This window comes from Ruminococcus sp. RTP21484sp1_RTP21277st1_D2_RTP21277_210401 (assembly GCF_040924225.1).
Lineage (GTDB): Bacteria > Bacillota > Clostridia > Lachnospirales > Lachnospiraceae > Blautia_A > Blautia_A faecis.
Genome location: NZ_JBCOMJ010000003.1, coordinates 92,529 through 109,151, shown reverse-complemented (window position 1 = coordinate 109,151; position 16,623 = coordinate 92,529). Strand labels below are relative to the sequence as shown.

Annotated in this window: 27 protein-coding genes and 1 pseudogene; all 28 read left to right on the top strand. The window is 30.4% G+C overall.

What is annotated here, in order from left to right:
- The first annotated feature begins 155 nt into the window (after window positions 1-155).
- The 28 genes and pseudogenes from AB5706_RS03025 to AB5706_RS02890 all read left to right on the top strand — a co-directional run bounded on the left by AB5706_RS03025 (window position 156) and on the right by AB5706_RS02890 (window position 16,623).
- Window positions 156-464, top strand: a complete 309-nt coding sequence (locus tag AB5706_RS03025; protein ID WP_368365798.1) for a hypothetical protein — start codon at window positions 156-158, stop codon at window positions 462-464.
- Complete coding sequence (locus tag AB5706_RS03020; protein WP_368365797.1) at window positions 461-625, top strand: hypothetical protein; 165 nt, start codon at window positions 461-463, stop codon at window positions 623-625. The genes AB5706_RS03025 and AB5706_RS03020 overlap by 4 nt, the downstream gene beginning before the upstream one ends.
- A 154-nt stretch (window positions 626-779) precedes the next feature.
- Window positions 780-1,112: a hypothetical protein gene (locus AB5706_RS03015; RefSeq protein WP_368365796.1), complete on the top strand. Its 333-nt coding sequence runs from the start codon at window positions 780-782 to the stop codon at window positions 1,110-1,112.
- On the top strand, window positions 1,109-1,675 hold the full coding sequence (locus tag AB5706_RS03010) for a hypothetical protein (RefSeq protein ID WP_368365795.1): 567 nt from the start codon (window positions 1,109-1,111) through the stop codon (window positions 1,673-1,675). Before AB5706_RS03015 ends, AB5706_RS03010 begins: the two co-directional genes overlap by 4 nt.
- Window positions 1,676-2,458: 783 nt before the next feature.
- The gene (iscB, locus tag AB5706_RS03005; protein ID WP_368365794.1) at window positions 2,459-4,198 is read left to right on the top strand and encodes an RNA-guided endonuclease IscB; all 1,740 of its coding nucleotides are present in this window, start codon (window positions 2,459-2,461) and stop codon (window positions 4,196-4,198) included.
- Between the two features lie 9 nt (window positions 4,199-4,207).
- Window positions 4,208-5,356 carry a hypothetical protein gene (locus AB5706_RS03000; protein ID WP_368365793.1) on the top strand — a complete coding sequence of 383 codons (1,149 nt, stop codon included), beginning with the start codon at window positions 4,208-4,210 and terminating at the stop codon, window positions 5,354-5,356.
- A gap of 144 nt (window positions 5,357-5,500) precedes the next feature.
- On the top strand, window positions 5,501-6,049 hold the full coding sequence (locus AB5706_RS02995; RefSeq protein WP_368365792.1) for an HTH domain-containing protein: 549 nt from the start codon (window positions 5,501-5,503) through the stop codon (window positions 6,047-6,049).
- 498 nt (window positions 6,050-6,547) lie between these two features.
- A complete protein-coding gene (locus tag AB5706_RS02990) occupies window positions 6,548-6,895 on the top strand; it encodes a hypothetical protein (RefSeq protein ID WP_368365791.1) in 348 nt (115 codons plus the stop codon).
- A 14-nt stretch (window positions 6,896-6,909) separates the two neighbouring features.
- Window positions 6,910-7,815: a radical SAM protein gene (locus AB5706_RS02985; protein ID WP_368365790.1), complete on the top strand. Its 906-nt coding sequence runs from the start codon at window positions 6,910-6,912 to the stop codon at window positions 7,813-7,815.
- Window positions 7,816-7,912: 97 nt separating this feature from the next.
- Window positions 7,913-8,413 (top strand): hypothetical protein, encoded by a 501-nt coding sequence (locus AB5706_RS02980; RefSeq protein ID WP_118584083.1) that lies wholly within the window; start codon window positions 7,913-7,915, stop codon window positions 8,411-8,413.
- A gap of 14 nt (window positions 8,414-8,427) precedes the next feature.
- Complete coding sequence (locus AB5706_RS02975; RefSeq protein ID WP_368365789.1) at window positions 8,428-8,895, top strand: hypothetical protein; 468 nt, start codon at window positions 8,428-8,430, stop codon at window positions 8,893-8,895.
- A gap of 179 nt (window positions 8,896-9,074) precedes the next feature.
- Complete coding sequence (locus AB5706_RS02970) at window positions 9,075-9,680, top strand: hypothetical protein (protein WP_368365788.1); 606 nt, start codon at window positions 9,075-9,077, stop codon at window positions 9,678-9,680.
- A 2-nt stretch (window positions 9,681-9,682) separates the two neighbouring features.
- Entirely contained in the window at window positions 9,683-10,585 is a 903-nt protein-coding gene (locus AB5706_RS02965; protein ID WP_368365787.1) for a hypothetical protein, read from the top strand.
- A gap of 19 nt (window positions 10,586-10,604) precedes the next feature.
- The gene (locus AB5706_RS02960) at window positions 10,605-11,711 is read left to right on the top strand and encodes an adenylosuccinate synthetase (protein ID WP_368365786.1); all 1,107 of its coding nucleotides are present in this window, start codon (window positions 10,605-10,607) and stop codon (window positions 11,709-11,711) included.
- Window positions 11,704-11,967, top strand: coding sequence for a hypothetical protein (locus AB5706_RS02955; RefSeq protein ID WP_313720833.1), 264 nt, complete (start codon window positions 11,704-11,706; stop codon window positions 11,965-11,967). The genes AB5706_RS02960 and AB5706_RS02955 overlap by 8 nt, the downstream gene beginning before the upstream one ends.
- 11 nt (window positions 11,968-11,978) lie before the next feature.
- Window positions 11,979-12,137, top strand: coding sequence for a hypothetical protein (locus AB5706_RS02950; protein ID WP_368365785.1), 159 nt, complete (start codon window positions 11,979-11,981; stop codon window positions 12,135-12,137).
- A gap of 15 nt (window positions 12,138-12,152) precedes the next feature.
- A pseudogene (locus tag AB5706_RS02945) lies at window positions 12,153-12,542 on the top strand (LemA family protein); the annotation flags it as partial.
- A 3-nt stretch (window positions 12,543-12,545) separates the two neighbouring features.
- Window positions 12,546-12,890: a hypothetical protein gene (locus AB5706_RS02940; protein ID WP_368365784.1), complete on the top strand. Its 345-nt coding sequence runs from the start codon at window positions 12,546-12,548 to the stop codon at window positions 12,888-12,890.
- Window positions 12,853-13,593, top strand: a complete 741-nt coding sequence (locus AB5706_RS02935) for a hypothetical protein (RefSeq protein ID WP_368365783.1) — start codon at window positions 12,853-12,855, stop codon at window positions 13,591-13,593. Before AB5706_RS02940 ends, AB5706_RS02935 begins: the two co-directional genes overlap by 38 nt.
- A 4-nt stretch (window positions 13,594-13,597) precedes the next feature.
- Window positions 13,598-13,936 (top strand): hypothetical protein, encoded by a 339-nt coding sequence (locus tag AB5706_RS02930; protein WP_368365782.1) that lies wholly within the window; start codon window positions 13,598-13,600, stop codon window positions 13,934-13,936.
- Window positions 13,936-14,211 carry a hypothetical protein gene (locus tag AB5706_RS02925; RefSeq protein ID WP_368365781.1) on the top strand — a complete coding sequence of 92 codons (276 nt, stop codon included), beginning with the start codon at window positions 13,936-13,938 and terminating at the stop codon, window positions 14,209-14,211. Before AB5706_RS02930 ends, AB5706_RS02925 begins: the two co-directional genes overlap by 1 nt.
- Window positions 14,212-14,241: 30 nt before the next feature.
- Window positions 14,242-14,562, top strand: a complete 321-nt coding sequence (locus AB5706_RS02920) for a hypothetical protein (protein ID WP_368365780.1) — start codon at window positions 14,242-14,244, stop codon at window positions 14,560-14,562.
- Window positions 14,546-14,881 carry a hypothetical protein gene (locus AB5706_RS02915; RefSeq protein ID WP_368365779.1) on the top strand — a complete coding sequence of 112 codons (336 nt, stop codon included), beginning with the start codon at window positions 14,546-14,548 and terminating at the stop codon, window positions 14,879-14,881. The genes AB5706_RS02920 and AB5706_RS02915 overlap by 17 nt, the downstream gene beginning before the upstream one ends.
- Window position 14,882: 1 nt before the next feature.
- A complete protein-coding gene (locus tag AB5706_RS02910; RefSeq protein ID WP_118584074.1) occupies window positions 14,883-15,245 on the top strand; it encodes a hypothetical protein in 363 nt (120 codons plus the stop codon).
- Window positions 15,235-15,612 (top strand): hypothetical protein, encoded by a 378-nt coding sequence (locus AB5706_RS02905; RefSeq protein ID WP_368365778.1) that lies wholly within the window; start codon window positions 15,235-15,237, stop codon window positions 15,610-15,612. Before AB5706_RS02910 ends, AB5706_RS02905 begins: the two co-directional genes overlap by 11 nt.
- A gap of 12 nt (window positions 15,613-15,624) precedes the next feature.
- Window positions 15,625-16,029 carry a hypothetical protein gene (locus tag AB5706_RS02900; protein WP_368365777.1) on the top strand — a complete coding sequence of 135 codons (405 nt, stop codon included), beginning with the start codon at window positions 15,625-15,627 and terminating at the stop codon, window positions 16,027-16,029.
- A complete protein-coding gene (locus AB5706_RS02895; RefSeq protein WP_368365776.1) occupies window positions 16,013-16,333 on the top strand; it encodes a hypothetical protein in 321 nt (106 codons plus the stop codon). Before AB5706_RS02900 ends, AB5706_RS02895 begins: the two co-directional genes overlap by 17 nt.
- Window positions 16,330-16,623 (top strand): hypothetical protein, encoded by a 294-nt coding sequence (locus AB5706_RS02890; protein WP_368365775.1) that lies wholly within the window; start codon window positions 16,330-16,332, stop codon window positions 16,621-16,623. The genes AB5706_RS02895 and AB5706_RS02890 overlap by 4 nt, the downstream gene beginning before the upstream one ends.

The window sequence follows — 16,623 nt, the reverse complement described above, 5'->3', positions numbered from 1 at the left end:
AGTTTTAGCAAACAGGAAAGTATCGATAAGGTTCTTACAATGTTAGAAAGCAAAGTTCAAGCGAAACAGAGGATGGAAATTATTGATGGCGAACCACCAAAGATTATCTATTATCAGGACCAGGTGTTCCAGATCCCAAATGAGGATGATTTAGTATGAAGAAACAATTATCTGCAAAAGATAAAGCGTTTGAAAAAGAAAGAGCTGAGTTTAGAAAACAAATCAGAGAATTAAATCGTGAACTGAATTTAGTAAAATTTGAATTATACGATAAATTACATAGTATGCAAAAAGAACTTGATTCTAAAAATAATGAGATAAAAAATATGCAGAAGATGATTGATGAACTAAAAATGTATGCAAAGTTATCCGATGATCAACTGAAAACATTATTAGAAGCAAGAGAATTTGATAAAAAGATATATGGTTATTTTTCTAAAATATTTAAAGAAGGTTTGATATGAGGAAGAATAGAGCAATTGTATACATAATGATGTGGATCTGTTGCAGTATTGTTACCGCAATATCTGTAGCAGCCACAAAGCAATATTATTGTTTAACTACGATGGTGGTACCGTTGGCATTTATGCTGATGGACGAAATGTTTTTTGGAGGTAGAAGATGAGATCTATAGCATGTGCGATTATTAGTTTTGTTATTTTTTATATGGAAAATAATGTAAAAAGTACAGAAATAAAACTTAGGGCGATTTATTTAATTACATCTCATATATTTTTAATTGCTGCAATTATCTTAATGATGTCAGGGAGGTAGATGGGATGATTAATTCAGTAGGAATATGTATAGCGTGTGGAAAAGAGATGCCAGTATTTTACAAAGGTTGCTCGAAGACTTATGATCCGAAGTTCCATAAAAATATTTATGTTTGTAGTAATGAGTGTAAAGAAAAATGGGAAGCTCAATATTTCGTAGAAAAATATAAAGGAAATAAAATTTACTGTATTGATGGTAAGTATGTTCCATATTTAAGTTGCGCATATTATTTTAATACACTAGAAGATTGTAAAAAGAGAATTGATAAACCACATATAGCTTATGTATCAAGAGAAGCATTAAGAACATTTATAAGAGAGGAGTTTGGTAACGATTGAGAGATCCAAAGAGAATTGATAAATTTTGTGATGAATTTGGAAGTATATGGAAAGACAATGTTCCTGATTGGAGATTTGGACAGCTGATAAGTAATTTTGAATATTGGCTCAAAGGAAAGGAAATTGATATGTTCTTTCCGGAAGAAAAAGAAATGCTTAGATTATTTAAAGAATTTCTTGGTGTAAATGATACAGGAAATGAAAAAAAGATATGGGACGAAATGATGTTTTGTTCGCCACTTGATTTCGAAGATCTTGATGGAAATAAATACGACCAATGGCCAGAGGGTGTCATTTATACTCCTGGAATAAAACTAACTGGAATATTAAAAAAGAAAGCGAGAACAGATTATTGTGGAGTGACTACAAAAGATGCAAAAAAGATAATTGACAATATATCTGATAAGCGAAAACAAAATGTAAAAGTTGTTATTGGAAATAGAGCAGAAGTCTGTGATGCAATTTTATATATTATCAAATCTAATTACGGATTAATTGTATCTGTCGATGATGCTGAAGAAATTAAATTCTGTGAAGAACTTTTTGAAAAGGTAACAATTTAAAATTGGAGTTTTATTGGAAAATTAACTTTATAAAAGGAGAATAAAAAATGAGTAATTTGGTTGTTAAAAAATATGATTGCAAAAAATGTACAAAAGATAACTGATGTGATTATAAGAAACGTCATGATAAATTCAAAAGTAATGTAGAAGGGCATGAATATGGAAAGACAATAATATTTAAAATAAGTTGCCCATTCTACAAGGAAGTATAAGTTGAATTTCTGGAATAAATGATAATGAAAAATGGAAGTAATGATTGTGAGGTGATGATAGATATGATTGATTGAGATTTAAATAAAAATGTTGTTTATTACAAAATGTAAATTAATAGGTATACAAAACAAATTACCAGATTATCATAAATACCTACTGTTTTGTAACCATGTAAATTAAGAGGCATACAAAACTGGAGGTCAACCGGAGAAAGGAGAGAGCATGTTTTGTAACCATGTAAATTAAGAGGTATACAAAACACATGTAAGTCATTCAGCGTTACAATCTTTGTTTTGTAACCATGTAAATTAAGAGGTATACAAAACCTCAATGTATAGTTTTATACCTCTTATTTTAAGGCACTTCTATGAAATAGACTAAGAGAAATCTACGTTATAAAAAGATAATATGTTATGGTGTCGCTCTAGCTGTAATTATATCGTTTGTACCTAAACATACACTGTGCCGAACATGATTGGTGTAAGTGATACAAACATGTAACTTTTTATAACATTGTCGAAGAGCATGACCAATTTTAAATTGAGATTATATTATAAAGGAAATAAAAATATGAATTATATGGATTTTGTATTAATTGTGGATAAAAATAATAAACCATGCATACCAATAAAAAATGGTAAAGCAGGTTATTTATTAAGAGAACATAAAGCAGAAATTATAAATCACGAGCCATTAGTTATCAAAAGAACTGATGATTATAATTCGGATTTAGAAAATAGAGATATATTTGAATTAAAAGTAGATAGTGGATATTTAAATATCGGATTTTCCGTAAGCGATAATGAGCACGAATATATTGCAGGTCAAGTTGAAATGCTAAACGGAATGAGTAATAGATTGTTAGAAAGAAAATCTATGCGTAGTTTCAGAAGAAATCGTTTACGTTATAGAAAAAATAAGAACATTGATTATAAAACAGTACATAATCCTACTTATAAAAATGGAAATGAAGATGGATGGTTTGCACCGTCTATTGTACATAAAATGGAAACGCATATCAGAATCATTGAGCAATTAAAACAATGGGTTCCAATCGATAAAGTTATTGTAGAGGTGGCAAATTTTGACATTGCTGCAATGGATGCATATTTAAAGGACGGAACTATTTTAAATGGAAAAGATTATCAAAATGGTGAAATGAAAGGATATGAGAATGTTGTATCTTATGTAAGAGCCAGAGATAATTATTCTTGTTACTTTTGCAATAAGAAAAAGAAAAAAGATGGTACACTAAAAGAGAAACCAAAAAGAATAGAAGTGCACCATAAAATACCAAGATCCTGGGGTGGTACTAATAATCCAGGAAATTTGATTTGCGTATGTCAAGGATGTCATCAGAAAATACATTCGAATAATAATAACAACAAATATTTTAAAGAATTATTAGAACAAGCTTTACAAGAAAATACATTTAAAGATTCTACATATATGAATATTGTTAGATGGGAATTATTAAACAGACTTACTGAAAAATATCCAGAGCTTGATATTGAAGCTGAATATGGTTATAACACAAAAATTAATAGAAAAGAAGCAGGTTTGAGAAAATTCCATTATAATGATGCAGTTTGTATAAAAGAATTTAAGAATATAACTTTATCTAAAAAAGTATTTATTGTCGAACAAAAACGTTGTAATGATAGAAAAATGGAAAGTTTTGCAGATGCAAAATATATAGATTCAAGAGATGGTAAAAAGAAAAAAGGAAATGATCTAAAAGTAATTAGGCATAGTACTAAATCAAAACGCTCTACAAATAAAGAACATATTGATAATGAAAGAATCTTTAGAAAAGAGAAAGTATCTAAGGGTAAAATACAATTTGAGTGTCATTCATATTGCGTAAAACCAGGAGATTTAATATACATAAAAGAAGGTAAACATAAAGGGAAAATTGCAGAAGTTTCTACAATACAGATTGTAGGCGAAAAAATTCCTAATCCGATAATTGATATTAATGAGATAAATAATAAAAAAATTGATTTCAACAGAGAGTTGAAAAAAAGAAAAACAACTTCTAATATGACTGATTATCAAAAACGTTTTGCAAAATATCAAATTAGATTTACATATAAAGAATCTGATGCAGATGGACCATCTATAACGCTTACGCAAAAAGAATATGAAAAGCTTAAAGAGAATAAATCAGATAGAGTAAAAATTATTCGTACCAGACGTGGATTAGTTTGGAGAGAGTACGACAGACTTACATATGAAGCCGAAAATATGGATCAGGAAGAAAAGAAATTAGAAGTAAAAAATAAGAAACAAGAATTAAAAGCTGCATAAAAAAAGGAGATGATCATTATAGACTCAGAAGAGAAAAATACTCAACAGTCCATTCTGCGCAAGCATTTTGAGATGTTATATCCGGATAAACTAAAGGATGATGAATGGATAAGACTGGTACGGATAAATAAAATAAGCAATGAAACTTTTGTCGATTACATAAAAACTTATGATGAATATTACAATTATATTCAAACTTATAAATGGAATTTTGATTTATATAATCAACTTGCAACAAATATTGGACGTGATAAAGGAACAGAAAGTCAACAGAGAACAAGAAGAGTTTTGTTCCTGGATTTTGATCAGAAAGATTACGAACGATTATCTGGGGCAAAAGCATTTACAGGCTTCATAAAAAGTAAAATAAAAAAATTGTTTCTACATGCATGTATAAATTCAGGACATGGGTATCACTATTATATATGTATTGATGAAAAAGCTAATAATGCAAAAGAAGTTGTAGAGCTTAATAAAACACTTGCAGATATCTTTAAAGCAGATCTTAAGGCAACATTATCAACGCAAATCGCGCGAATTCCATGCTCTTTTAATCACAAAACAGAAGATGGAGAATATGACTATCAAGATCCAGGTAAGTGGGAATATGTGAGAGTTGTCAATAATGCATATAAGAATGGACCACAGTATAGAGCATATCCATTATCTGAAATTAAAAGTTATATATCAGATTATTACAAAAATCTGGATAAAGAGGTAAATATTTTTGCCCTGAAAGAATGGAAAGAAGCGAAAAACGGAAAAGAATTTAATTATTTCTGTATTGAGCGTGTTAAACATGAAGGAGCGGTTAAGGGACAGCGTAACTTTTGGCATGGTCGAATTGTTAAAAGTATGCAGAAGCAGGGTTATAGTGAGCAAGAAATTTTTGCGGCATGTAAAGAATATAATGCAGCCTGTATTCCACCAAAATCTGATAGTGTAATTCTGGATGACACGGCAAGATTTTTGAAAAAGAAATATAACCTAACTGGATGTTATGGTGCATTTCCAGAAGATGATGAAAGACATTGGTGGGTTGCTATGCAATGCGATGAAGCTAAATGTAAGACTTTTAATTGCGGACTTTGTATAACGGAAATGGATACCGATGAAAAACACAATCCACAAAGAGCTGCTGGGGGCAAAAATAAATAAGAAGATTTTGAAGAATAGTACTCTTAGAAAAATGACTGGAAACGATTATCTGGTTATAACTCTTATCTGGTTATAACTCTTATTGATGTTTATGAAGTATTATACGGAAGAAAAGGGTTTAGAGTAAGAGATTTAGTTGACAAGTTGAAATCAAAATATGCTAAGAGAAGATGTATTGGAGACAAAACGTTAAAGCCTCTTTTACTTAATTTACAAGAAAAGAAATGGATTCAGATTGTCGAAGATAAAAAGAAACCAGGAGTATTTCTTGATTCCAGACTTGTACTGACCAGAAGATTAAAAGAAATCCAGCAAGGCTATATTGAATTTTATTTTAATATAGCGAGAGCATTAATTGATGGTCGAATTGTTGCAAATGAATATTTAGTCTACATTACATTACTAAGAAATCTTGATAACGGAAGACCTGTTACATACGATGAACTAGCTTACGATTTAGATTTTTCGAGACAAAATGTTGCTAAGTATATTAAAAATTTGGAAGACGCAGGATGCATTTTTATCAGTAAAGGAACAACCGATAAAGGATTTGAATGTAATAAATATCGTGTAACTAATCCCCAATTGTTCGATGAAATTGATAGAAAGAGAAGAAAAGAATTTGAAAAAGCTTCTGTTACCATTGCAGATGAACAGAGTAATGAGCTTAGTGAAGCAATATTAATAGCGTAGTATCTTAACGTAAATCTATATGATCTACAGTGGAGTATATATGGGGATTATCCTATATGCCCTGTGGTCATATATTATACATTCTATACAATGGTACTACTAACGGCAGGTAGAAAAATGAGATACGTCTTATTTTCTATAGCATCTTAGCCAGTCGAAGTATGCAGTTTTTTGTACTACTAACGGCATGTACAAAAACGGCTTAAAGCCTTATTTTATAAGGGATCTAAGGCGATTTTTCGATTTATTTTATGAATGTTGTATAGGATTTGAGGAGTCAAAATTCCAGATGGCGATTTGCGATTAAGTCAATGTTTATAAGGGTTTAAAGCCATTTTTGACGTGCAGTAGAAAATCAGGTCAACCGATTTTTATCAGTCATGGTGAACAAACCGATTTCATACAAAACGCTTTTTAGCCTTATAAAATAAGGGAAAAGGTGCCTCGTATGACAGTATGTAGTACGGTACGACATTTGAACGACATACAGGAGTAGTTATGGCAGATATATTTGATTGTGTAAAAGTATCGGACAATATACGTCCAAGATATACATCATATGAAATTATTTATATGATAAAAGAGAAACAGAAACAGAGTGGATTATCACTTGAAGAATTTTGTGCAAAATACAATTTAACTTTAGAAGGATATGAAAAACTAATATCTTATAAAGGAGTATTTAATTGGAAAATATATTATAAGTGTGCAGAAATTTTAGAAGTGAATGTTGCTGAGTTGTTAGAAGAACTTACTGATGATATTCCTGCTTTTGACGATAAGACATTTCTCTTGGCAAATAAATTGTTTAATGAAATTATTATGCAGGAGAAAATAGCTAAGTAAAGAGGTAGAGATAAATGGTTTATATAGAGAGAACAGATTATAATAAAGTAATTTCCATAAAACTTATGATTCCAGGAACTTGTAATGCAAAATGTACTTTCTGTTATATGAAAGATTATAAATCTAGCGTATTGAAAAATCAGAAGGATGAATTTTTAAATAATTATTTATCATCATTAAATAAAATTATTTCTAAGATAGGAGATAAAAATCCTATCTCTTTAGATATAACAGGAAATGAGCCAACATTTGATATTAAATTTTTACAGAAAGTTTTGACACAGCTTAAAGAAGAGAATATTAAGAATAAGGTTCAAAGAGTAACAATGACAACAAATGGATTTCATTTGAAAGAAAGTATTCCTTATCTGGAAGGCGTTGTTGATTATGTAAATATTTCTGTTCATGATTACCGCCTGGATGAACGCAGAGATATAATGGGATTTAAAACATTTACAGATCAGGAATATGCAGAAATGATCGAGGGTTTAAGAAAAATTGGGATTACCACTTCAGCAGTTTCTGTTATCCATAAATACATTCCTAATTTTCCAAAATGGTTTGAAGAGTTTACAGACTGGTGCAATGATTTAGGATTTATTTCTCTTAGAATCCGCTGCGATGTGTTCTGGAACCAGAAAGAGTTATTTGACTTTTATATGAAATATGGACTAAAGCAGGATGATTATACAATCATTGATCACGAAGAAACGCCGGATTCTCACTGGTGTAGACTTAGAAGATATGATAAATTTAGAGTATTTTTCTTAAAAGGAGTTTTAGATACTTCACTACTTACTAAGGGGATTGAGTATGTAATTGCTGACGATGGAATTTGTTATTGCGACTTTTATAAGAGAACAAAAATGGAAGATTGTAGATATGAGATTGGAAAAATTTATGACCTGGTAATGACATAAAACAACAGTTTTATGGGGAAATGACCCTCGTGAATCCCTTATTTTTAAAGGGATTGCGAAAATGGAATTTTGAGAAAATTCATAAAAAGGAGAAAAAATGTTACTTGCTATTATATTAACAATTATTTTTACAGTATCATTTAGGTTTTGCTTAAATGAAACAGAAATATCAGATCGAATTGTAGTATTTAGCTTTAGCTATTTTGTATTATTTATTATAGGTATTTCTATTTTTATGATTATAGGAAATTCTGTCTTTTCTGGAACTGCTAATCAAGAAATGATTACAAAAGAAGAATCTATTGTGTCGTTTATAGACAATAAGGATAACCCAGTTTACGTTAAATATTCATTTAAGTGGAATGGTGGAAGTACATATAGATATGTAGAACAGAACGGAAAATATCTTGAGTATAAAGAAATCCCAATTAGTGCAGACGTAAATATAGTAGAAGGAAATTATGAACCGGTGTTAATTACTCATAGTTATAAAGCAAATAAAAATTGTGATCTATTATTTGGTCAAACTGCAAATAAGTTTACACATGATACTTGGTATGAATTTTATATACCGGAGGGGACTTTTATTACATATTAATGGAGGATAAGAAAATGTTATATGGGCTTAAACATCGTGATTATAGAACGATTAATTATACAGAAGATTTGGATGAAGCATATAAATTTTGTGCAACGCATCCTGGATATGAGATTATAGCAGCTGAAAAGTTAAAAAAAGACATTGATTATAATGAAACTGAGTTTATTTATAGATATATTGTTTCTTTTAATTTATCAATGGATGAAAAGTCTTATGTCATGATAAAACACTTAGAGAATGAACCAGAATTTAATTATTGTAATTGTTATACTAAAAATTTTGAATTCCATGATTCAGTAGGTGCTTATAGAGAAGGACGGCGTGTCTACTTCAATATTTTTATTGGAGAAAGAAATTATAGCATTGCTTGTAAAATTGCTGAAGAGTATTTAAATAAATTAATTAATATGGGCAATGGAAAAGTTACAAAAGAAAACATTGAGTTGATGAATGAAGAATTACGAATTGCTAAAAAATAAAGTATTTATATAAGGTTAGATATTTTGAAGATGCAATTCGCAAATCGAAAGTTTATATAAAAAATAAAGAAAACGATTTACAGAAATTAAAAGAAGAATATGAAAAAGAAATTGGAAGTAAATAATAGCTGAAAAGCATTATAAAAAATATATAAATAAAAAAAGGAGAAAAGATAATTATGATGAACAATTTTTTAAACGGTATGTTTGGTAAAGTAGGTAACGGAATGTGCAGACTTTCTATGAGTGGCGGTATTGCAGTAAAAACATCTAATGGTTATAAAAGTTATAATGTGAAGACTGGTAGACTTACAAATTGTGACAATTTTGCATTTGATATTGGACAGGATTTCTTCTTTATTATTCCAACAAACAAAGTTAGTGCAGGTGATATTATATTTGCAAATGGAAAGCCTAAATGTGTTATTAAAGTAGAGAAGAATATGATTACTGCAATCAATTATGAAGATTCTACTGTAGAGAATATTATTCCAGAGCGACACGTATTCATGGGAAATACATATTTTTATGGAAAGATTGTTTCTTTACTTGGAAGTAATATTACTAAGGGAAAAAACGGAATGAACAATATTTTCAAATATATGATGCTATCTCAGATGATGAATGGAAATGGTTCTACCGGAACAGCGAACAATATAAACTCAATGCTTCCGTTTATGATGATGGGCGGTAATATGGGTGATATGTTTGATGGTATGTTTGATTTTGATGAAGTAGACGATACTAATGAATTTAATGAAGTAGATACAGAGGAGGAAGAATAATTATGGGATGTGGAGAATGGGATACAAATAGTTTTATAAGATATTCAACATCAAAGGGATTAGCGACAGATTCATTAGGGTTTGTTACTTCAAGTGTTTCTAATCAGGAAATGTTTAAGGCAAGATCTCTTGATCCAGTACTTGATCCAAACAATGTTATTAGAGAATGTTGCGATTCAGAAGATCATCCAAATACATTACCAGTTGTGATTGCACTTGATGTAACTGGATCTATGGGGCAAGCTGCAGTTGAGGTAGCAAAAAAACTTAATGGAATTATGACAAAACTTTATGAAAAAATTGCAGATGTTGAATTTATGATTATGGGTATTGGAGATTTATCATATGATTATAATCCAATTCAAGCATCTCAATTTGAATCAGATATAAGGATTGCAGAGCAACTTGATAAAATTTACTTTGAATTTGGCGGTGGTGGAAATGGATTTGAGTCATATAGTGCTGCATGGTATTTTGGAACTCATCACACTAAACTTGATTGCTGGAATCGTGGTAAACGAGGAATTATTATTACAATCGGTGACGAGAGATTGAATCCTTATCTTCCAATCCGAAGTAGATGTTCTGGTTTAATTGCAACACTTGGAGATAATTTAGAAAAAGATGTGGAAACTCCAGAGCTATTTGAAGAAGCTTCTAAGAAATTCGACATTTATCATATTCATGTAAATCATGGTAGTAACTATGACAAAGAAGGTATTGAAAAATCCTTTAAGTCTATTATTGAAGAAAATCATTTCAAAGAAGCGACTTTAGATAATATTGCAGAGACTATTGTAAATATTATTGTTGATGCAGCTGAGAACGATGTTAATACAATTATAACACTTGCGACAACACCTACTCAGGTAAGTACAAATGAGAATGGTGAAATTGTTTGGTAAAATAAAATAGGAGATTGAGATGATGAAAGACATTAAGATTGTGATTGGTGCAAATGCAGGAGATGAAGGAAAAGGTTTAATGACTGATTACTTTTCACAGAAACCTAATAGTATTGTAGTGTGTTCTAATGGTGGAAGTCAAAGAGGACATACCGTAATGACACCGGACGGAATCAGACATGTCTTTCATCATTTTGGTTCTGGAACTTTTAATGGGGCTGTTACATATTTGCCAAAAGAATTCATTGTAAATCCACTTATTTTCGTTCAAGAATTTAAAGAACTGATAAATAAAGGTGTAGTTCCTATTGTTTATGTTCATTCAGACTGTATGGTTTCAACACCTTACGATATGATGGCAAATCATATTGTTGAAGAAAATCGTGGAAAACAAAAGCATGGCAGTTGTGGGTTAGGAATTTTTGAAACCATTAAGAGGTATGAAAGTGACATTACCGATTTTGATAAGGTAAAAGATTATTACCTTGAGAAGTTTGAAAAAGAAGGAATTGTGTTATCTGATAGTTGGAAAAAATTATTTAACGACCAAGGAATATACGAACATTTTCTTGAAGACTTAGATTTTATGAATGACCATATTGAGACAACCAGGGATGAAAGCTTTCTAAATATATTTGATCACATTATTTTTGAAGCCGCTCAAGGGTTATTACTCGATCAGAACAATCTAAAATACTTTCCACATCTTACCCCATCTAACACAGGTCTGAAAAATCCAAAAGAAATTATTGAAAGAGTAAATTGGAATGATGAATTAAATATAGAAGTATGTTATGTAACACGTACATATTTAACCAGACATGGTGCTGGTCCGTTTCCAACAGAATGCAATAAAGACGAAATTAATGCCGAAATGTATGATAAGACAAATGTTCCAAACCATCATCAGGATACTTTGAGATATGGAAAACTAGATTTAAATAAACTTTATCAGAGAGTTATAGCAGATGTAGGAGATTTTGAGTGTGAAAGATCTATTACTATTACGCATTGCAACGAATTTAGAATAGATGATGATAAATTTGGGAAGTTATTCTCAGGCTGGAATATTTATAAATCAGATGGTGAAACACACAATGATATTTTGAGGTATAAAGATGGATAAAGAAAAGTTAAAAAGAGAATTATATAATTTAGCATCATCCGATCAGTACGCAAGATTGTTTTTATCTGTAGAAGATCCTGAACTATTTTCTTGTAGTGTGGATGATACTAAGTATGTATTAAGGCTATTAGTAGAAATATTAACACAGAATTTGTTATCATTTGATGAAAACTGCGAATTAGAAACAATAATAAATAAATTTGCTGGTTTAAATAAGAAAACAAATTCTACATATACAAATGAAATATGTTGGTAAAGGAGATAAAAATGAAAAGTAGAGGTACCGGTTGGAAAGTGGTATTAATCGCAATTGCAATTATTATTGCTGTAGCTCTCATGGCTGTCTTTGGAGTTCAGAGCTATAAAAATAGAGCTATTAATATGGAAGAACAGGTGTTAACTGCAAAATCTGACATAAATATTTAGGAAAAGCGAAGAGTAGATTTACTTGGTAACCTGGTTGATTGCGTAAAGAATTATGATAAACATGAATATGATACATTAAAGGCAATCGTGGACGGTCGTTCATCTGATGACGATAAAGCTGCAGAAATCAAAACTTCTATTAAGGCAGTATCTGAGGCATATCCGGAATTAAAATCCAATGAGAATTATAAACAGCTTATGAATGAGTTGGCAACAACTGAAAATTTAATCGCAAATTATAGAGAAAATTATAATAAACAGGTAAAAATTTATAATGGTTATGTTCGTGCGTTCCCACAGAGTACGTTTCTTGATTTTCTTGGATACGAGAAACAGGATTATAAACTATTAGACTTTGGTGACGACCTTCAGGATGCACCACAGGATTTGTTTGGAGAGGATTAATTTATGAAAAAGAAACAAAAATGTGATAGGCATTTTTATGTGACACTTGGTTGTGGTAAATATTATGCAGTAATAGAAGAAAATGATTGTCATAAAATTTACATAATTTCACCTTGTATATGTGAAAAATGTAAAGATTTTGAATTTGGATCTTTGAATCCAAGCATATTTCCTCACACACAAGAAGGCTACGAAAATTACAAAAATGCGATTCAAGTTTTTAAGGATTGTAAGTATAAACCATTTGAAGAATTTGAAAAGGAATGCCCTGAATATTATAAAAGAATTGTAGAGAAATTGAGGATTGAAAATGAAAAACATAAAGTTTCGGAACTTTACGATTACTAAAAGAGAAATTCTTGTAAGTATTGTAATCGCAGCCTTAATGATTATGTTTGGCTTTCTGATCAGCACTAAATGGTCAGAGAGTCAACAAGAATCTGATATTAAATATAATAAAGCAATTCAAATAGATAATGATACAGATCTGTTCCAATATGGAATGGACACAAATGTTGGTAATGCATTTGTTTATGGGGAGCTGAAAGCAGTAGATTCAGTTACATATCCGGAAATTGGTGGAGAATACATGTATGTTCGAAAAGTAGAAGAACATTATAATATGCATACTCGAACTGTTACGACTACTGACTCAAAAGGGAAAAAACATACAAGAACAGAAACATATTGGACTTGGGATTATGCCGGAGAAGAAGATAAAAGTTGTAAAACAATTAATTTTTGTGGAATTGATTTTGATAGCAGTAAAATTCCATTTCCTGGTAAAAACTACATTGATACATTGAGTGGCGGTTATCATATCAGATTTGAATATTACGGTGTTCCTGCAGTTAATAAAGGGACTATATTCACAAATCTTAAAGATAAAACCATAAATAATACAAAATACTATAACAATATGGATTTAGAAGAAGCTTTTAGATATGTTACAACTCATTTTCCAATGTGGTTATTTTGGGTACTATGGATTATGTTGACAGGAGCTGCCGTGTTCGGGTTTTGCTATTTGGAAAACAGATGGTTGGAGTAAAAATATGGATAAAATTAATAATTTAGAATATAGAGGATTCCATGCAAAGTTTAATCACGATTTAAAAATAGGATGTATTGTTGACATTGAGGACCTAGTAACATTTGAAGCCGAACATAGCAGTGATATTGAATTTGAATTTCATAAAGCAGTAGATGATTACATGTCATTTTGTAAAGAAGTTGGAAAAAAGAGAATTAAAAATTGTCCTGGTATTGCTACGCAGTGTCGTGGAAAGATTGTAATGGTAGAACCACATCCGAGATTTAAGGGAGCTTGGAGATTTGAATTAAATGGTGAAACTTGGGTAAGTAGTAGTTGGGCGTTTGAAGAGGGTTATTGATGGATATTTTTAATGATAAGAATGTATATGTTTACACAGAAAATGACACAGTGTTTATTCTTCCTAAAGATCAAGATAAGCCAGTGAAAATTTGTTATGAAGATCCTAATAGACGAATTGTTGCAAACAATGATGGCTCTATAACAATTGAAGATACAGTATCGTTAGAATGGCTTGCAAATCATATTGTCGATAAGGAAGATTATGAGAAAATTGAGAATGCCTTAAAAGAAGCTATAAGCAAAACAAAGTATATTATATGTGAAGTGCGATAAAAGATATGTTTTACGAAAGTGTATATACTTATGGTTAAATTACAAAATATGGGGGTAAAAATGGGCTGTCCAGATATCAGTTATAAAATTATGTGCCAACGCTTTGATAAGTTGATTTATAGTCGAAAGGATATTGATTTGTCGGCTGATATAAAAGAGTTGGAAAATAGAATTCAAAGTAAAGAACATACGCCGGAATATTATTTTAACGCCGGAGTGATCGCCAGGGGATATCTGGATGAGATTCATAAGAACGGTGATGCAGTTAATGCTTACATTGGTGGATTAAATCAATTCTGTTGGCTAATTGGTTTAGATAATGAAGAGGATGATAATGATGAGAATAACTAAATTTCCTGACAAGTGTGATCCAAATAAAATAATGATGGATACAATTATAAAAAGAAATAGTGTATGTCCATGCTGTGGAGAGAATAGATTTTGTACAATTAAAGACGAATTAGATGCGATAAAGAAACATGAAAAATTATCCGGTGTAAGACAAATTGATGGTATACGTTTTAGAAGATTGGGATTTCAAAAGCCTTGGTATAAACATATTTTTCAAGGAGAGAAGTGGTGGAACTCATTAAGTTTTAAATGTGAAACTTGCGGAGCAGAATGGGAATCGGAAGAGTTTCCGGATATTGAATGTTGTATTGAGGAATAAGATGGATAAGATTATATATTTTGAACTAAATAATTGGATTCCTGGAATATTCTATCCAGACGATGAACCGTTTAGATTATGGATGAAAAATGATTTACAAATCAAATTTGATGATGAGACTTGGGTAAAGAAAAGCAGATTATGTGTAGTTAGAGAATTAATTGATATGTCTTCAAATTATTGTATTACTGCTACACGAGAATGGGTCGTGAATAATTGTCCAAAACTGCTTACTGATTATGCAGAGTTTATTAGATATAAAGAAGATGATGGTAAGGTATATGGACGGTTTGGGACGGAATTTAAAGAATACAGAGAAGAAAATATTGGTATATGGGATTTGGAGGAAAACTATGAGCGATAAAAATTTTTTGGTTGGAGATACTGTTTGGTTTTATATTAGAAAACACGATTTTATGTCTAAGGGAATTATAAAAGAAATATTTATTTTAGATGAAATTCCTTTTGCACTTATTAGGAATGGACATATGGAAACTAAAATGCCTATTTCGCAAATATTTCATGATGATCTTAAACTTATTGCTTGGATAGAGAAAGAAGAGAAAGCAAATGTAAAACGCATAAAAGATAATATTCATGATGCGAAAGAGCTGGTTGAACTTATGTATTCTGTAATTGAAGACTGTGAATTCATGCCAGTAGCAGATTTAAATGATAAGAAGATTGCTATTAAAGAAAGAGCAAAAGAAATTTTTGATGTAAAAATTTAAAGGACATTGATTATGGATAGTAAAAATTTTAAAGTTGGCGATAAAGTTTGGTTTTGGGATTTTGGAACAGATCAACCAGACTCAGGTATTGTTGTTAAAATTGATAAGTGCGTAAAACCGTTAACAAGCGATCTTTCTCCTTATGCTAAATTGCAAATTGATGATTCCATTTTTTATTATGAAAGATATTTCGATCAGTTATTTTCAACTAAAGAAGAAGTTATGTCGTTTACAAGAAATAACCGTGATAAATATATAGAAGGATATAAATCTGAAATTAAAAATGTTAATGATCTTATTAAATTTATGTATAATCATCCAATTTGCAAAAATATTGGACAGTATACTGATATAGATGCTCGATTTGCAGCCAAAGAAAAAGCAAAAGAGTTATTAGGTATTGATATTAAATATTAGGATAAAAGCAAAATTTGATTGGAGTGATTTTATGGCGTTTACTGTAAATTTTCCTGTTGATACAGGAACATTTGTAATTACAGATTATAAAGATGTTGATTTAAGCAAACCAGAAACCTTACGTGGTAGAGTTGGTACTATTGCATGTTACCAAAGTATTACTAAGGAAAACGATGATAATTCGTTTATCGTTATGGTGTCAGGTTATAAAGATGCGTGGTGTCAAGAAACTTTGTTAGATTGGTTACATATTGCAACAAACGAAGAAGTTGAATTATATAAGAAAGTAATGGGTGTTAAATGAATAAGAAAATTTTAGCTGCGATTGCGGCTGGATTAATTTGTGTATTTGCAGTTGGATGTGGAACGACTTATCAAAAAGCATTAAATGAACCAACTAATAAGAATTATGGAAATGGATATTTTACAAGTATACTAGACTGGAGTAGCAGCGATGGCAGCGATGGATATTATCGTATTGTATATGCAAATGATACAAAAGTTAAATATTTTATAATTAGCGGTAATAAGCATTTTGGTATTACACCGCTTTATAACGCAGATGGAACGTTACAAGTTTATGATGGAGAATGA

Coding starts and splice junctions, on each gene's coding strand:
- AB5706_RS02985 (WP_368365790.1), top strand. CDS start 6,910: ATGGTTTATATAGAGAGAACAGATTATAATAAAGTAATTTCCATAAAA.
- AB5706_RS02920 (WP_368365780.1), top strand. CDS start 14,242: ATGGTTAAATTACAAAATATGGGGGTAAAAATGGGCTGTCCAGATATC.
- AB5706_RS02905 (WP_368365778.1), top strand. CDS start 15,235: ATGAGCGATAAAAATTTTTTGGTTGGAGATACTGTTTGGTTTTATATT.
- AB5706_RS03015 (WP_368365796.1), top strand. CDS start 780: ATGATTAATTCAGTAGGAATATGTATAGCGTGTGGAAAAGAGATGCCA.
- AB5706_RS02900 (WP_368365777.1), top strand. CDS start 15,625: ATGGATAGTAAAAATTTTAAAGTTGGCGATAAAGTTTGGTTTTGGGAT.
- AB5706_RS02930 (WP_368365782.1), top strand. CDS start 13,598: ATGGATAAAATTAATAATTTAGAATATAGAGGATTCCATGCAAAGTTT.
- AB5706_RS02935 (WP_368365783.1), top strand. CDS start 12,853: ATGAAAAACATAAAGTTTCGGAACTTTACGATTACTAAAAGAGAAATT.
- iscB (WP_368365794.1), top strand. CDS start 2,459: ATGAATTATATGGATTTTGTATTAATTGTGGATAAAAATAATAAACCA.
- AB5706_RS03000 (WP_368365793.1), top strand. CDS start 4,208: ATGATCATTATAGACTCAGAAGAGAAAAATACTCAACAGTCCATTCTG.
- AB5706_RS02890 (WP_368365775.1), top strand. CDS start 16,330: ATGAATAAGAAAATTTTAGCTGCGATTGCGGCTGGATTAATTTGTGTA.
- AB5706_RS02955 (WP_313720833.1), top strand. CDS start 11,704: ATGGATAAAGAAAAGTTAAAAAGAGAATTATATAATTTAGCATCATCC.
- AB5706_RS02990 (WP_368365791.1), top strand. CDS start 6,548: ATGGCAGATATATTTGATTGTGTAAAAGTATCGGACAATATACGTCCA.
- AB5706_RS02970 (WP_368365788.1), top strand. CDS start 9,075: ATGATGAACAATTTTTTAAACGGTATGTTTGGTAAAGTAGGTAACGGA.
- AB5706_RS02910 (WP_118584074.1), top strand. CDS start 14,883: ATGGATAAGATTATATATTTTGAACTAAATAATTGGATTCCTGGAATA.
- AB5706_RS02975 (WP_368365789.1), top strand. CDS start 8,428: ATGTTATATGGGCTTAAACATCGTGATTATAGAACGATTAATTATACA.
- AB5706_RS02960 (WP_368365786.1), top strand. CDS start 10,605: ATGATGAAAGACATTAAGATTGTGATTGGTGCAAATGCAGGAGATGAA.
- AB5706_RS02950 (WP_368365785.1), top strand. CDS start 11,979: ATGAAAAGTAGAGGTACCGGTTGGAAAGTGGTATTAATCGCAATTGCA.
- AB5706_RS03020 (WP_368365797.1), top strand. CDS start 461: ATGAGGAAGAATAGAGCAATTGTATACATAATGATGTGGATCTGTTGC.
- AB5706_RS02925 (WP_368365781.1), top strand. CDS start 13,936: ATGGATATTTTTAATGATAAGAATGTATATGTTTACACAGAAAATGAC.
- AB5706_RS02965 (WP_368365787.1), top strand. CDS start 9,683: ATGGGATGTGGAGAATGGGATACAAATAGTTTTATAAGATATTCAACA.
- AB5706_RS02980 (WP_118584083.1), top strand. CDS start 7,913: ATGTTACTTGCTATTATATTAACAATTATTTTTACAGTATCATTTAGG.
- AB5706_RS02940 (WP_368365784.1), top strand. CDS start 12,546: ATGAAAAAGAAACAAAAATGTGATAGGCATTTTTATGTGACACTTGGT.
- AB5706_RS03025 (WP_368365798.1), top strand. CDS start 156: ATGAAGAAACAATTATCTGCAAAAGATAAAGCGTTTGAAAAAGAAAGA.
- AB5706_RS02915 (WP_368365779.1), top strand. CDS start 14,546: ATGATGAGAATAACTAAATTTCCTGACAAGTGTGATCCAAATAAAATA.